Annotated in this window: 15 protein-coding genes; 9 read left to right on the top strand and 6 right to left on the bottom strand. The window is 64.8% G+C overall.

What is annotated here, in order from left to right:
• Positions 1-11 precede the first annotated feature (11 nt).
• From DKM43_RS15355 to DKM43_RS15345, 3 genes are all read right to left on the bottom strand, one after another.
• Entirely contained in the window at positions 12-1649 is a 1638-nt protein-coding gene (locus tag DKM43_RS15355; RefSeq protein WP_109799381.1) for a type II and III secretion system protein family protein, read from the bottom strand.
• 2 nt (positions 1650-1651) lie between these two features.
• Positions 1652-2677: a Flp pilus assembly protein CpaB gene (gene cpaB / locus DKM43_RS15350; protein ID WP_109799380.1), complete on the bottom strand. Its 1026-nt coding sequence runs from the start codon at positions 2675-2677 to the stop codon at positions 1652-1654.
• A gap of 99 nt (positions 2678-2776) precedes the next feature.
• Entirely contained in the window at positions 2777-3265 is a 489-nt protein-coding gene (locus tag DKM43_RS15345; RefSeq protein ID WP_236632622.1) for an A24 family peptidase, read from the bottom strand.
• Positions 3266-3347: 82 nt separating this feature from the next.
• On the opposite strand from DKM43_RS15345, the gene DKM43_RS15340 reads away from it, so the two are divergent.
• From DKM43_RS15340 to DKM43_RS15330, 3 genes are all read left to right on the top strand, one after another.
• Complete coding sequence (locus DKM43_RS15340) at positions 3348-4349, top strand: alpha/beta hydrolase (protein WP_109799378.1); 1002 nt, start codon at positions 3348-3350, stop codon at positions 4347-4349.
• Positions 4346-5464 carry an NAD(P)/FAD-dependent oxidoreductase gene (locus DKM43_RS15335; protein WP_109799377.1) on the top strand — a complete coding sequence of 373 codons (1119 nt, stop codon included), beginning with the start codon at positions 4346-4348 and terminating at the stop codon, positions 5462-5464. Before DKM43_RS15340 ends, DKM43_RS15335 begins: the two co-directional genes overlap by 4 nt.
• Positions 5465-5545: 81 nt before the next feature.
• A complete protein-coding gene (locus tag DKM43_RS15330) occupies positions 5546-5728 on the top strand; it encodes a YegP family protein (RefSeq protein WP_109799376.1) in 183 nt (60 codons plus the stop codon).
• Positions 5729-5830: 102 nt separating this feature from the next.
• Here DKM43_RS15330 and rnhA read toward each other — a convergent pair whose 3' ends face one another.
• The 3 genes from rnhA to ispH are packed head-to-tail and all read right to left on the bottom strand — an operon-like array spanning position 5831 to position 8271.
• Entirely contained in the window at positions 5831-6292 is a 462-nt protein-coding gene (gene rnhA / locus DKM43_RS15325) for a ribonuclease HI (protein ID WP_109799375.1), read from the bottom strand.
• Positions 6289-7275 carry a homoserine kinase gene (gene thrB, locus DKM43_RS15320; protein WP_109799374.1) on the bottom strand — a complete coding sequence of 329 codons (987 nt, stop codon included), beginning with the start codon at positions 7273-7275 and terminating at the stop codon, positions 6289-6291. Before thrB ends, rnhA begins: the two co-directional genes overlap by 4 nt.
• 12 nt (positions 7276-7287) lie before the next feature.
• Positions 7288-8271 (bottom strand): 4-hydroxy-3-methylbut-2-enyl diphosphate reductase, encoded by a 984-nt coding sequence (ispH, locus tag DKM43_RS15315; RefSeq protein WP_109799373.1) that lies wholly within the window; start codon positions 8269-8271, stop codon positions 7288-7290.
• A gap of 120 nt (positions 8272-8391) precedes the next feature.
• On the opposite strand from ispH, the gene DKM43_RS15310 reads away from it, so the two are divergent.
• From DKM43_RS15310 to scpB, 6 genes are all read left to right on the top strand, one after another.
• Positions 8392-9081 (top strand): hypothetical protein, encoded by a 690-nt coding sequence (locus DKM43_RS15310; protein ID WP_109799372.1) that lies wholly within the window; start codon positions 8392-8394, stop codon positions 9079-9081.
• A gap of 66 nt (positions 9082-9147) precedes the next feature.
• Positions 9148-10899 carry an arginine--tRNA ligase gene (gene argS / locus DKM43_RS15305; RefSeq protein ID WP_109799371.1) on the top strand — a complete coding sequence of 584 codons (1752 nt, stop codon included), beginning with the start codon at positions 9148-9150 and terminating at the stop codon, positions 10897-10899.
• 31 nt (positions 10900-10930) lie between these two features.
• The gene (locus DKM43_RS15300) at positions 10931-11740 is read left to right on the top strand and encodes an SPOR domain-containing protein (protein ID WP_109799370.1); all 810 of its coding nucleotides are present in this window, start codon (positions 10931-10933) and stop codon (positions 11738-11740) included.
• A gap of 110 nt (positions 11741-11850) precedes the next feature.
• Positions 11851-12867 carry a beta-N-acetylhexosaminidase gene (gene nagZ / locus DKM43_RS15295; RefSeq protein ID WP_109799547.1) on the top strand — a complete coding sequence of 339 codons (1017 nt, stop codon included), beginning with the start codon at positions 11851-11853 and terminating at the stop codon, positions 12865-12867.
• On the top strand, positions 12867-13661 hold the full coding sequence (locus DKM43_RS15290) for a segregation and condensation protein A (RefSeq protein ID WP_109799369.1): 795 nt from the start codon (positions 12867-12869) through the stop codon (positions 13659-13661). Before nagZ ends, DKM43_RS15290 begins: the two co-directional genes overlap by 1 nt.
• Positions 13658-14269 carry an SMC-Scp complex subunit ScpB gene (gene scpB / locus DKM43_RS15285; protein ID WP_109799368.1) on the top strand — a complete coding sequence of 204 codons (612 nt, stop codon included), beginning with the start codon at positions 13658-13660 and terminating at the stop codon, positions 14267-14269. Before DKM43_RS15290 ends, scpB begins: the two co-directional genes overlap by 4 nt.
• The last annotated feature ends 9 nt before the right edge of the window (positions 14270-14278 follow it).

The raw sequence follows: 14278 nt of genomic DNA, 5'->3' as shown, positions 1-14278 counted from the left end.
TTGTCCCTTTCTCACTGGATGCTGAAGCCGGGTTCGGCGCTGGCAACCTTCTTGTCGCTCTGACGACGATCGCGGGTCTGGGGTGCCGGGGCAGGGGCATCAAGCGCGCCTACCTTCGGCCCCTTCTGGACCGAACCTTCCTTTTCGGTCGGCTTGGGCCGGTCGCCGCCAGTCACACCGTCGTTCTCCATGTTGCCCAGCAGGCGCTGCAACTCGTTGGGGTTCTGGAAACCATCGGTCGGCAGCTTGATGTCGCTGGCGTTCACCGGGTTCACGAGATAGGGCGTGACAACGATGACCAGTTCGGTTTCACCCTTGCGATAGCGGGTGGACCGGAACAGCGAGCCCAGGATCGGCACATCGCCAGCGCCGGGCATCTTGGTCAGCGTGTTCTGCGAACCGTTGCTGAGCAGGCCCGCGATCATGAACGACTGGCCCGATCCGAGTTCCACCGTGGTTTCGGCGCGGCGCACGGTGAGGGCGGGGATTTCCGCGTTCTCCAGCTTGAGCGCGCCGGTGCCGGTCAGTTCCGATACTTCGGGGCGCACACGCAGCGAGATGCGGCCGTTGGACAGGACCGTTGGCGTATAGGCGAGGCTGACGCCGTAGCGACGAAACTCGATCGCTGTTGCCCCAAGACCTTGCGGCACGGGAATGGGATATTCGCCGCCTGCGAGGAAATCGGCCGTTTCGCCGGAGATGGCCGTGAGGTTCGGTTCGGACAACGTGGTGACGAGGCCAAGCGTTTCGCCAGCATCGAGCGCGCCGAGCAGATCAAGGCCGAGCAACTTGCCCATGCCCGATATGGTCGTGCCATCGGCCACCGAACTGACGGCCGTGCCGGCGCGGCTGACCAGGTTCTGGGTGGCGCCTGTGGGATCCGGAACGAACCCGTTCACCGAGATGTTGCCCGCACCCACGGCGAAGGGCAGGCGGCGGTCCGTGCTGAACGTGCCGCCAATGGCGCGGCCCTGACCGATGCCGAACTTGAAGCCACCGGTGCTGTCGATGGTCGTCATGTTGAAGCCCAGTTCGCGCACCAGCGTGCGGCTGACTTCGGCAAACTTCACGTGGAGGCTGACCTGAAGCGGCGTTGCCATCTTCAGGCGGCTGATGACGTTGGTGTTCTCGCCGACAAATGCCTTGACGAGCCGTTCGGCTTCGGCCGCATCTTCGGGCGCGGCCACGGTCCCGGTCAGCAGGACCGTGTTGTTCATCGTTGCCACGTTGATGCGCGCTTCGGGCATGGCAAGGCCAAGCAACTGGTCGATCGAGTCCAGATTGTTGCCGACGCGGACATTGGCCGACCAGACAACGTTGCCCTTGGCGTCGCTGGCATAGACGGTCGTCTCGCCGCCTGCCTTGCCGAAGACATAGAGCTGGTTGGTGGACTTCACCTGCACGTCGGCGATCTGGTCGTTCGCCACGAACACATCGGTCATGCGGCCCGGCACTGTCACCAGTTCACCCCGGCCGATCGAGATCGTGACGGTCCGCGACGGGCTGGTGACGCTCTGGGCGTGCAGCACCGAGGAGGCGGGGGCGAGCACCATCGGCAGCGCGATGAGCGCGGCACTGGCCAGCTTTGTAGAGAGACGGCGGTTCATCGGCTTGCCCTTCAGGATGGGGGTCTGTCGCGCCAGTTTCATGGTTACTTCCCTCCCAGCGCGACGTTTTCGGTTTCCTTGCCGCGGGTTACGCGGACAACCGGCCCGCGGATGATCGGCGCGCCATTCACGGCAACCTGGGGAGCTGCACCACCCATGGCGGGCGCCGGGCCTGCTCCGGGTGCGCTGACGGGCGGCACCGTTGTGCGCTGGAAGCGCGAGACATCGCCACCGGTGACAAAGCTGGCCTTGGCGCTTTCGACGGGGCGGCTCATCGCCTGCTTGAGCAGGGCTTCTTCCTGCTGCTTGGTCGCACCGGCCGGGATCTTGATGTCACCCGAAGCAATCGCCTGTTCCAGTTCCGCCGAATTGTCGGCCAGCGAGCGCAGCGAGAGGCTGATCGTGCCGATGGTCTGAGCAACGGCGATCTTCTCGGCGATCTTGGGTGTCACTTCGAGGGTGACGGTGCTGAAGGCGCGGACCTGGGTCTTTCCTTCGACCATGACCTGCTCGGTGGACTGGTCGGTCGCAAGAACCCGCAGGTTCTTCAGGATCGTTTCAGACGCCTTGAGCGACATGCTTTCGTTGCCGCTCTTGACCGTCTGCGTCAGCACGAGGTCGATGCGGTCGCCGGGGAAGACGAAGCCGGCCACTCCGGTGCGGGCCGAAACCGGGATCGTGACCGCGCGCATGCCTGGGCCAAGCGCCGCGGCGAGGAAGCCTCGGTCGCCGGGGGCCACGAGATTGCCTTTGGTCACGGGTTCGCCAGCGGTGATGGGATTGCGCACCACCGTGCCAAGGAGCTTCTGCATGTCGGCCTCGCCTTCAACGAAGTAGGCGTCCTGCACCATGTCCTTGGGCCAGGGCTGGAAGTTGATCGAATCGGCCGTGATGATCGTGCCGATCGGAAGTGCGCGCTGCGCGACAAGCACCTTCGGCCCCATCGGCACTTTGGCCGCCGCTTCGGCCTGAGGCGTGGCCGCACCGGCGAACAGGCTCCTTGCAGCAAAGGCCGTGCCGACCGCAACGATCAGCGCCCCCAGCAGCAGCATCAGCTTCCTCTTGTCCATGACTACTTGTCCCGCCCTCTGAAGTCCGGCCCGCATGTGTCGGGCAAATTGGTTAAAATATGTGCTATGCGTCCAACGAGCCGGTTGCGGCCCTTGCGATCATGCTCCCGTGACCGTGCGCCATCCCGCTTCAAGCTGCGGGAACAGCGTAATCAAACCTGCGCTGGCGATGGCCACGCCATAGGGAATCTTGGCGTCCCGGCGGCGGGTCACAGTGAAGTGCCACATGGCCATCACCACGGTGAGCGCGCCTCCGATCAGCGACATGACCAGCAGCAGCTTGAGGAACGCCATCGGGGGAATCCACAAGGCCAGCGCCGAAAGCAGCTTCACGTCGCCGCCGCCCATCAGCTTGAGCGCGAAAAGCCCCGCAAGAGCCACGAAGACCAGCGCCGCCACACCAAGCTGCATGGCCACGTCCGGCCACAGCGAAAGGTCCGATGCCCACCACCAAGCGGGCGCGCCCAGTGCGATGGCGGCATTGAGCCAGTTGTCGATCTGGCGACGACGGATATCGGTGAAGGCAGCAATCAGCAGTGCGATTGCCAATGCCCCGGCCAGTCCGTAAACGAAGACGTTTCCTTGCATGCCTCCGGGCATACGGGACAATCACTTACCAAAAAGTAACCAAACCTTGGCGCGTCAGCGCGCAGGAGCAAGACCTCTGGGCATGGATCACAGTGCAGTGCCGCCGATCGATCGCAGGGCGATTCCGGCTGAGGCGAGAGAAGGACAATGGCTTGCGCCTGATGGGCACGCGATCCGCCGGATAGACTGGCCGGGCGATGACAACGCCGGTTCCGTGGGCACTCGGCCGGCGCCGCGCGGATCGTTGCTGTTCCTTCCGGGCAGAGGGGATTTTTACGAAAAGTATCTGGAATCATTACAACATTGGCATGATGAAGGATGGCGCGTCACCGCGCTTGACTGGCGCGGGCAGGCTGGCTCTGGCAGGCTTTCCGCGCATCCCGATACGGGCCACGTCAGCGACTTTTCCGTCTGGCTGGACGACCTTGCCGCCTTCTGGAACGCATGGACGCAGGAGACTCCCGCGCCCCATGTCGTGGTCGGGCATTCCATGGGCGGGCATATCGTGCTGCGCGCCGTGGCCGAGCAACGCATTAACCCTGTGGCCGTGGTGCTGAGCGCGCCGATGCTCGGATTTCTCACTCCGGGACCGAATCGGTTGCTGCACTTGGTGGCGCAGGTGATGTGCCGAATCGGTGATCCCGAACGCATGGCATGGAAGATCAGCGAGAAGCCTGGCACCACAGCCGCCGCGCGCAATACCCTGCTGACCCACGACGAGGCGCGCTATGACGATGAGACGCACTGGAAGCGCGTGCGTCCATTTCTGGCGATGGGGCCGGGATCATGGCGCTGGGTCGAACGGGCCTATGCGTCGATGCTCGCCATGGATGCGCCGGGCGTGCTGGAGGGGGTGAAGCAGCCGGTCCTGCTGCTGGCGGCCAGATACGACGGGCTCGTTTCGGCCAAGGCGATAGAGCGCGCCGCACGGCGTCTGCCGCGCGCGCAGCTTGTCGTCTGGGGGCGCGAGGCCCGGCACGAGCTTCTGCGCGAGGCTGATCCCGTGCGCGACAAGGTCATGCGCACGATCGACGATTTCCTTGACCGGCTTGCCCCCGTAATGGAAGAGCCCGCGCCGCAATGACCAGTTTTGCCGGAGAGTTCGACGTCGCCATCATCGGTGCGGGGATGGCGGGAGCCAGCCTTGCCGCCGAATGCGCGCCGCATGTCCGCGTCCTGCTGGTCGAGGCGGAGGATACACCGGGCTACCACACCACCGGGCGCTCTGCTGCCTTCTGGGAGGAAACCTATGGCGGTCCGGGCGTTGTCCCGCTGACGATGGCATCGGGGCGGTTCCTGCGCGAGGGCGGCTTCCTCTCGCCGCGCGGCGCGCTGAACATCGGGCAGGCAGCCGACCGCGAGCGGATCGGGAACTTTATCGCCACCTATGAAGCGCTGGGAGCCACCCTTCACCTGATGGACCGGAGCGCGCTGGACGAGCGTATTCCCGGCCTCAGGCCGGAATGGGTCATCGGCATCTGGGAACCGGAATGCGCCGATATCGATGTGGCGGGGCTGCACCAGCATTATCTGGCGGCATCCAGGCGCACGGGATCAGTGCTGCGCGTGCGGGCGCGGGTTGAGCAGGTCGAGCGCGAGGGGGCAGGCTGGCGGATTGCATGGGGGGCGGGCGAAACCGGTGGCGAGGCGCGCGCCGCCATCCTTGCGAATGCTGCGGGTGCCTGGGCCGACGCGCTCGCCGCCAAGGCGGGAGCCGAGCCGCTGGGCATCCAGCCCCTGCGCAGAACGATCGTGCAGGCGCGCACCGATCCTGCTCCTGCCGATGATCTTCCGCTTGTGCTGGGCATCAACGAGGACTTCTATTTCAAGCCGCAGGGCGGGCGGCTGTGGCTTTCTCCGCACGACGAGATACCGGATGTGGCGGGCGATGCCGCGCCTGAGGAACTGGACGTGGCCATCGCCATCGACCGGTTCGAGCATGTCGTCGACTGGAAGATCGAGGCGGTGGAAAGGCGCTGGGCGGGGCTGCGCTCGTTCGCGCCGGATCGGCTGCCGGTCTATGGTTTCGATCCGGCGGTGCCCGGCCTGTTCTGGTTTGCAGGGCAGGGCGGCTTCGGCATCCAGACCGCGCCCGCCGCTGCTCGCCTCGGAGCGCAGCTTCTGCTGGGCTTGCCGCGCGACGGTTTGACCGAAGCGATCGATGCCTCCAACTATTGCCCGTCGCGCTTTTCAGCCTGAACGGTGCAAGTTTGCACGAGACGCGGCCGTTTGCGGTGTTAGATTGCTGTCAGGGAATCGTTAACCCTGAAGGAGGATGCCGTGGCGCACCGTTTTGAAATCCGCAAGAACAAGGCGGGCGAGTTTGTCGCCTATTTCGTTTACAACAGCGAAACGATGTTCTGGACCGAAGGCTATTCGAGCAAGGCCAGCGCAAAGAACGCGATCGAATCCATCAAGAAGAACGGTCCGGCGGCGGAAGTGGTCGATACCACGGTCGAATAGGCATTCCCGGCGGCGCCCGCCTGTGGCTGATGCACAGCGGGCGCTGCTCGTGCGGAGTGCGTTGAGCGGGGCTTGCGGCTCTGCTGCTTGCCACCCCGCATTTCAGCTTTGGAACGGGCTGCTGGTCCTGCATTCGGCCGCAATTGCTGCATCGCTGGCCAGTTTGTCCACCCGCTCGTTTTCGGGGTGGCCATCATGGCCCTTCACCCAGACCCACTCGATCCGGTGTGGCCGCGCCGCATCGACCAGCGCCCGCCAGAGGTCTTCATTCTTCACCGGTTTGTTGTCAGCGGTTTTCCAGCCCTTCTTCTGCCAGCCGAAAACCCACTTGGTGATCCCGTCGAGCACGTATTTGCTGTCGGTGTGAAGCGTCACGCGGCAGGGTTGCTTCAGCGCTTCGAGCGCGCGGATCGCCGCCATCAGTTCCATGCGATTGTTGGTCGTCTCCCGTTCGGACCCGGCCATCTCCTTTTCGTGTTCGCCCATGCGCAGCAGGGCACCCCAGCCTCCCTTGCCGGGATTGCCCTTGCAGGCGCCATCGGTGAAGATTTCCACATGCTTCACGCCGCAGCGTCCGCATCGAAAACGCCGGGGTTGGCTGCGTAGAACTCGATCCTGCGGGCAAAGGCCATGGGATCCTTGCGCGTGACCAGCGCATCGGCGGGCGTGTTCAGCCAGTCGAATGCGCGGCTTGAGGTGAAGCGCAGAGCCGCTCCCTGCGCCAGCAGCGGCAGCGCTGCACGTTCGGCCTGCGAAAGCGACCGCACCGCTTCATAACCCTGAAGCAGCGCCCGCGAGAGTGCCCCGTTGAAATGCTGCCCCGTGGCATCGAAGCACCAGGCCGCGTGCGTCACGGCCACGTCATAGGCCATGAGATCGTTGCAGGCGAAGTAGAAGTCGATCAGCCCCGTGACCGTGTCGCCCAGCATGAGCACGTTGTCTGGAAACAGATCGGCATGGATCACCGACTGCGGCAGATCGGCGGGCCATGCCGCCACGACTTTCGGCAAGTGTCTCGCCACAAGTCCAGGCAATTGCGGGTCGATCGAGGCAAGGCCATCTTGGCCGCAGGCGCGGAACAGCCGCTGCCATTCATCAAGACCCATGCCATTTGCGCGCCTGCCCGAAAAATCAGCGGCCGCCATGTGCATTTGCGCCAGCGCTGCCCCCACTGCACGCGCCTGCGATACCGTTGGCTCGCTCACCGAAACGCCGGGCAGATACTCGATCAGGGCCAGCGCCTTGTCACCGCGCATCCGGTAAAGCGCGCCCTCGCGATCATGGATCGTGCGTGGCACCGGACAGCCTCTGGCCGCCAGATGATCAAGCAGCGAGAGGAAATAGGGCAGATCCGCAATCTCGATGCGGAACTCGTACATCGTCAGGATGAAGCGCGCGCCCGCTCCATCCTTGCCGGTTGTTTCCAACAGCCAGTTCGAGTTTGAAACGCCCTCGGCGATGCCCTTGGCCGAAACCAGCGTGCCGACATCGAACTGCGCGATGAGCGCGGCCATTTCTTCCGCGCCGATCTGGGTATAGACCGCCATTTTCCGCCGCCTTCAGTCCATCAGCTGGCGCGGCAGCTTGAATACCATCTTTTCCTCGGCGGTCGTCACCGTTTCCTCGGTGATGCGGCGCATTTCCCCAATCTTCTGGACCACTTCGCGCACCAGAAGTTCAGGCGCCGAGGCACCTGCCGTAAGCCCCAGAGTGCCTACACCATCGAGCCATGCCGGATCGATCTCGTTCGCACGCTGGATCAGGCGGGCGCGGGTGCCCATGCGTTCGGCCACTTCGACCAGACGCAGCGAATTGGAACTGTTCGGCGCACCGATCACCAGCAGCAGATCGCATTCCCCCGCAATTGCCTTGACCGCGGCCTGCCGGTTCGAGGTGGCATAGCAGATGTCTTCCGCCCTTGGGCCTACGATGTGCGGGAACTTTGCCCGCAGCGCAGCAACGATGTCTGCGGTGTCATCGACCGAGAGCGTCGTCTGGGTGAGGAACGAGAGCGGCTGTTCCGGTCCGAACGACAGCTTCGCAACGTCCTCGATCGTTTCGACAAGCGTGATGCTGCCTTCTGGCACCTGACCCATCGTGCCGATCACTTCGGGGTGCCCCTTGTGGCCGACGAACAGGATGTGCCGCCCGGCTTCGACCTGCCGCTCGGCCTGACGATGAACCTTGCTGACCAGAGGGCAGGTGGCATCCAGCCAGTCAAGCCCGCGCTCGCTTGCTTCCTGGGGAACGACCTTGGGCACGCCGTGCGCGGAAAAGACCACCGGCGCGCCGTCCGGCACCTGATCCAGTTCCTCGACGAAAATGGCGCCCTTGGCCTTCAGCCCATCGACCACGAAGCGGTTGTGAACGATTTCGTGACGAACATAGACCGGCGCGCCATAGCGCTGGAGTGCGCGCTCGACGATCTCGATCGCGCGGTCCACCCCGGCACAAAAACCGCGCGGTGCGGCAATGAGCAGGCGCAGGGCAGGGGCATCGGCTCCGGCCCCGCTGGCGAGGGTGTCTGGCAAGCTGGCGTTCATGGCGCTGCACTTAGCAGCAAGCGCGCGCCACTGCCATTGCCGAAAGCGGTTGCGCCGATTAGAGGTTGCCCGCAAGGCGGCCCTTCCCGTGCCGCGTCGAAGATCAAGGATTGAGTGCCCATGAACGCATCCGCCCGCCATCCCGCCCTGCGCCGGGCCTTGCGGGGCGCGCCGCTGCTGGCCGTGCCATTGCTGGCAGCACTTGCGCTGGGCGGCTGCGGAAGCAAGCGTGGCGAACTGGTGGTCGACAATGCGGTGGGCGTCACGGCCCTGCGCGACCCTTGTCCGCGCGTCGGCATTCCCGATTACACCGGCGAAGTCACCCTCTTCTCCGACCCCAAGCGCACCGATTCGGCTGCGATCGATGTGGAAGCGGCCATCACCAACCTGCGTGCGCAGTGCACGGATGGCGAGCGGCTCTATTCTGTTGCCAGTTTCGACGTTCTGGCGCGGCGCACCGACACGCGCGGTGCCCGGCGTGTGACCCTTACCTATTTTTCCACTGTCGTGCGCGGCGGCACTGCGGTGGTGGCCAAGCGCATCGGCACGGTCGTGATCGATTTTGCCGACGGGCAGGCGCGTGCCACGGGCCGCGCGCAGGCGGCGGCCTATGTCGACAAGGCAGAAGCATCGCTGCCCGAAGACATCGTCAAGCGCCTGTCGCGCCGTCGGCGTGCCGGCGACGAGGACGCCGCCATCGATCCCTTCTCGCAGCCCGATGTGAAGGCCGCGCTGACCAGAGCCAGTTTCGAGCTGCTGGTCGGCTTTCAGTTGACCGAAGCGCAGTTGCAGCACAACGTCCGCAAGTAAGGCCGCGCTTGGGGATTTCCGTCGGCGCCCTTTCCCTTGCCGTGCACTTGGGCTAACCGCGCGGGCATGACTGACGCCCGGATCAACCTTCACGCCGACTTTGCTCGGGTTATCGATGCCGCGCTTGATGCGCTTGAGGCAGCGGGAACGCTGCCCGCTGGGCTTTCGCGCGGCGCTGTCACGTGCGAGCCGCCGCGCGATCCCGCGCACGGCGATCTTGCCACCAACGCTGCCATGGTGCTGGCCAAGCCCGCGGGCACCAACCCCCGCGCACTGGCGGGCGCTCTCGTGGCCGAGCTGGAAAAGGAACCCCGCGTCACTTCGGCCGAGATTGCCGGGCCGGGGTTCATCAACCTGCGCCTTTCCGATGATGCCTGGCGCGGGGAACTGGCGCTCATCGCGCAGAGCGGCGCCGATTACGGCCGTTCGCAGATGGGCGGGGGCAAGGTGGTCAACGTCGAATATGTCTCGGCCAACCCGACCGGGCCCATGCACATGGGCCATTGCCGTGGTGCGGTGGTGGGTGATGCTCTGGCCGACCTGCTCGCCTACACCGGGCACAAGGTCATCAAGGAATACTACGTCAACGATGCCGGGGCGCAGGTCGACGTGCTCGCCCGTTCGGTCCATATCCGCTATCGCGAGGCGCTGGGCGAGGACGTGGGCGAGATTCCCGAAGGGCTTTATCCCGGCGATTATCTTGTGCCCGTGGGCAAGGCGCTGGCCGCCGAGTTCGGCGATGCTTATGTCAAGGCTCCCGAAGCAGACTGGCTGATCCTGTTTCGCACCCGCGCTGTTGCGGCCATGATGGACATGATCCGCGCGGACCTTGCGACGCTCGGCATCCACCATGATCTTTTCTCGTCCGAAGCGGAGCTTCAGGCTTCGGGCAAGGTTGATGCCGCCGAAGCCTGGCTGCGTGCGCACGACCTTGTTTATGACGGGCTGCTTGAGGCGCCCAAGGGCAAGACCCCGGAAGACTGGGAGCCGGTGGAACTGCCGCTGTTCCGCTCGACGCGGTTCGGCGACGACCAGGACCGTCCTATCAGGAAGTCGAACGGGGCATGGACCTATTTCGGTGCCGATCTTGCCTATCATTTCCAGAAGGCGCAGTCGGCCGATGCGCTGGTCGATATCTGGGGCGCGGACCATGCCGGCACGGTGAAGCGGATCAAGGCTGCCGTTGCGGCGCTGACCAGCGCGGATGGCGGCACGCCAAAGCCCTTCGAGGTGAAGCTGGTGCAGATGGTGCAGCTTCTGCGTGATGGCCAGCCCGTGAAAATGTCGAAGCGCGCCGGGACTTTCGTGACACTGGCCGATGTGGTGAACGAAGTGGGCAAGGACGTGGTGCGCTTCACCATGCTCACCCGCAAACCCGATGCGCAGATGGACTTCGATTTTGCCAAGGTGGTCGAGGCATCGAAGGACAATCCGGTGTTCTATGTGCAGTATGCCCACGCACGCATCTGCCGCAATATCCGCAAGGGCGCGGAGGAAAGCTTTGCGCCTTCCGATGCCAACCTTGCCTTGCTGGGGGACGAGGAACTGGCGCTGGTGAAGCTGGCCGCGCAGTTCCCGCGCACGGTCGAGGCGGCAGCCGTGGCGCGCGAGCCGCATCGCATTGCCTTCTTCCTCCACGATCTCGCCTCGGCTTTCCACTCCTACTACAACCTCGGCAATGACCGCCCGGAGAAGCGCTTCATTGTGGCACATGACTCCGCTTTGACCGCAGCGCGCCTTTTCCTTGCTGCGCAAATCGGGCAGGTAATCCGCAACGGTCTTGCGCTGCTTGGTGTTGAGGCCGCTGAAGAACTTTGACGCCACGGATTGAAGGGTAGGGGCAGGGCAAATGCACGGCGAGGGTGAAGACAACGACTGGAACAGCAAGACGGTGCTCCAGCCCGGTGCCATGCCGCCGCTTGACGTGGCGGACGATCTTGCCGAGGTGCGCGAAACAGCGGAAACCGCGGTGGTTGATGCTGCGGCCGGACGCCTTGCGCTTGGCGATGAGGACCGGCTGCCCTGGCTTGAAAGCGCCGATGACGACGAAGATGCCGAGGCAGATTCGGGCAATCTGCGCCTTGTCGGCTTTGCCGTGCTGGGGCTGGTGGTGCTCGCCGCGCTGATCGGGGGAATCTGGTATGCCAGCAACCGGACAGCAGGCCCGGCCAATGCCGATGGCAGCCTGATCGAAGCAAGCAAGACGCCCTACAAGGTCGCCCCAACCGATCCGGGCGGCAAGACCTTTGCCGGAACGGGTGATTCCAGCTTCAAGGTCAGCCAGGGCGAAAAGCCGGCAGCGAACCTTGCCGGATCAGCCTCGCCCGTGCCGGCTGCTGCGTCCAGTCCTGCGCCAAAGCCGGGGGCCTCGTCGTCTGCCTCCTCGTTGGCCACAGCGGCTGCGGCTCCGGCTTCTGCTGCTGGCGGTGTGGGCGTGCAGGTCGGTGCGTTCTCGTCCAGCGCATCCGCAGAGGCTGGCTGGCAGAAGCTTTTGGTCAACCATGAGGCGCTGAAGGGGCTGTCGCACCGCGTGATCGAAGGCAGGGCGGATATCGGCACCGTCTATCGCTTGCAGGCCGTGGCGGCCGATCCGGCCGCCGCCGAAGCACTGTGCCGCAGGCTTCAGGCAGGCGGCCTCAAGTGTCAGGTCAAGCGCTGAACGCCCGCATCGGCATCTGATCGCGCATGGCGGTGCAGCGCACTGCCTTTTCCCCGGCGATCAGACCCGGTGCCCTTGCAAAACGCCTGATGCTGGGCGATTCGGGCATGATGCTGCCTGCAATTTTCGGACTGTCCGGCCCTGTCCTGACCGAGGACGAACGCGCCTTTTTCCGCGATGCCGATCCTGCGGGCTATATCCTGTTCGGCCGCAATATCGAAAGCCGGGAGCAGTTGCGGCGTCTGACCGATGATCTGCGCGCGCTCCATGGCCGGACCCGCACCTTCATCTGCATCGATCAGGAAGGCGGACGCGTTGCCCGGATGAAGCCCCCGGTATGGGCGGCCTATCCGCCCGGTGAACGGTTCGACCAGCTCTATGATCTGGCTCCTGCCAGCGCAATCGAGGCGGCACGGGCCAATGCCCATGCGCTGGGGCTGGATCTGGCCGAAGCCGGAATCAGCGTGAACTGTCTGCCGCTGCTCGATGTGCGTCAGCCCGGTGCGCATGATGTGATCGGCGATCGTGCGCTGGGATCGGAACCGCTGCGGGTGGCCGCACTTGGCCGGGCGACGCTTGACGGGCTGGCCCGCGCCGGAATTGCCGGCGTGGTCAAACACATGCCGGGGCATGGGCGGTCGCTGGTCGACAGTCACAAGGAGACGCCGCTGGTCACGGCTTCGGCCGAGGAACTGGAACTGGACCTTGCCCCGTTCCGGGCGTTGAACGATGCGCCGATTGCCATGACCGGGCACTTGCGCTTCACCGCCTGGGATGCGGAAAATCCTGCAACGCTTTCGCCTTTCGTCATTCATGAGATCATCCGCAAGGCCATCGGGTTTGACGGGCTGCTGCTGACCGATGACCTTGACATGCAGGCACTGGGCGGTTCGGTGCCCGAACGCGCCGTGCGCGCGCAGGCCGCGGGGTGCGATATCGCGCTCAACTGCTGGGCCAGAATGGACGACATGGTGGGCATTGCCAAGGGCCTGAGCCCGATGAGCGCGCAAACGGCAGCGCGGCTTGAGCGGGCGCTGGCAGGAACGCTGGCGTTCGAGGGGGCGATTGATATTTCGGATCAGGCAGCCCTGCTTGCCCGGCGTGATCAGCTGCTGGAGCTTGCCTGATGGCTGACCTTGCCTCGCCCGGCCTGTTTGACGGCGATGAGGCGTGGGAAGGCATTGGTGCTGCGCCCACGGGCGATGCTGCGCTCTATCTTGAACTGGATGGCTGGGAAGGTCCGCTGGATCTGCTGCTGGAACTCGCGCGGCGGCAAAAGGTCGATCTCAGGAAAATCTCCATCCTTGAACTGGTTGGCCAGTATCTCGATTATATCGAGCGGGCCAAGGCGCTGAAGCTGGAAGTGGCGGCGGATTATCTGGTCATGGCGGCGTGGCTTGCCTATCTCAAGTCCCTGCTGCTTCTGCCGCGTGATCCGGAAGTGCAACCCAGTCCTGAGGAACTGGCGCTCAAGCTCCAGTTGCGGCTGCAACGGCTGGGTGCCATGCGCGAGGCAGGGGCGCGGCTCATGGCGCGCGATCGGGTGGGGCGGGATGTTTTCCTGCGCGGCGCGCCCGAAGGGCTGCGGGTTGATCGCAGGGCCTTGTGGACGTGCGATCTCTTTACCCTGATTCAGGCCTATGGCGCGATCAAGCAGCGCAACCGTCCGGTGGTCCACATGGTGCGCGAACGGGCGGTGATGACGCTGGATGCGGCGTTGGCACGCGTATCAAGGATGCTTGGAGTGGCAGTGGAGTGGACCGATCTGCGCGCGTTCCTCCCGCTGGACGCCGACCCGCAATTGCGCAAATCCGCGCTTGCCTCCAGCTTTCTGGCAGCACTGGAACTGGCCAAGCAGGGCAAGGCTCAGATCGCACAGGATCATGCCTTTGGCCCCCTGATGCTGCGGGCTGCGCGATGAACAGCGTCCCCGACGAGCTTGAACGCGCAGTCGAGGCGACGCTTTTTGCTGCCGAGCAGCCCATGACCGCGCAGGAGATTTCGGTGCATCTGGGCGGCGCGGCGATAGATGCCGCCCTCAACCAGCTTCGCGAAGCCTATGCGGGCAGGGGGGTGGAACTGGTGGAGCGGGGCGGCCGCTGGCATTTCCAGACCGCGCCCGACCTTGCGCACCTGCTGCGCCGCGAGAAGGAAGAACCGCGCCGTCTTTCGCGCGCGGCGACCGAGGCGCTGGCGATCATTGCCTATCACGAGCCGGTCAGCCGCGCCGAGATAGAGGCCATTCGCGGTGTCCAGACCGCCAAGGGCACGCTCGACGTGTTGCTGGAGGCAGGATGGATACGGATTGCGGGCCGCCGCGAGGTGCCGGGACGGCCGACGATCTATGCCACAACGCCCGCATTCCTGACCCACTTCGGCCTGCAATCGCGGCGCGATCTGCCGGGGATCGAGGAATTGCGCGCGGCCGGGCTGCTCGATCCCGTGGAGGAAGCCTTTGCCGTCTTGACGAGGGGCGAGGAAGCGGACACGGAGGCTGCCGATCCGGATGAAGCAGACGAAGCGGAGTGACGCTACGGT

It is taken from the genome of Novosphingobium meiothermophilum (assembly GCF_003171715.1).
Taxonomy (GTDB): Bacteria; Pseudomonadota; Alphaproteobacteria; order Sphingomonadales; family Sphingomonadaceae; genus Novosphingobium; species Novosphingobium meiothermophilum.
Note: the sequence above shows the minus strand (reverse complement) of the source record. Positions and strands in the feature narration are given on the sequence as shown.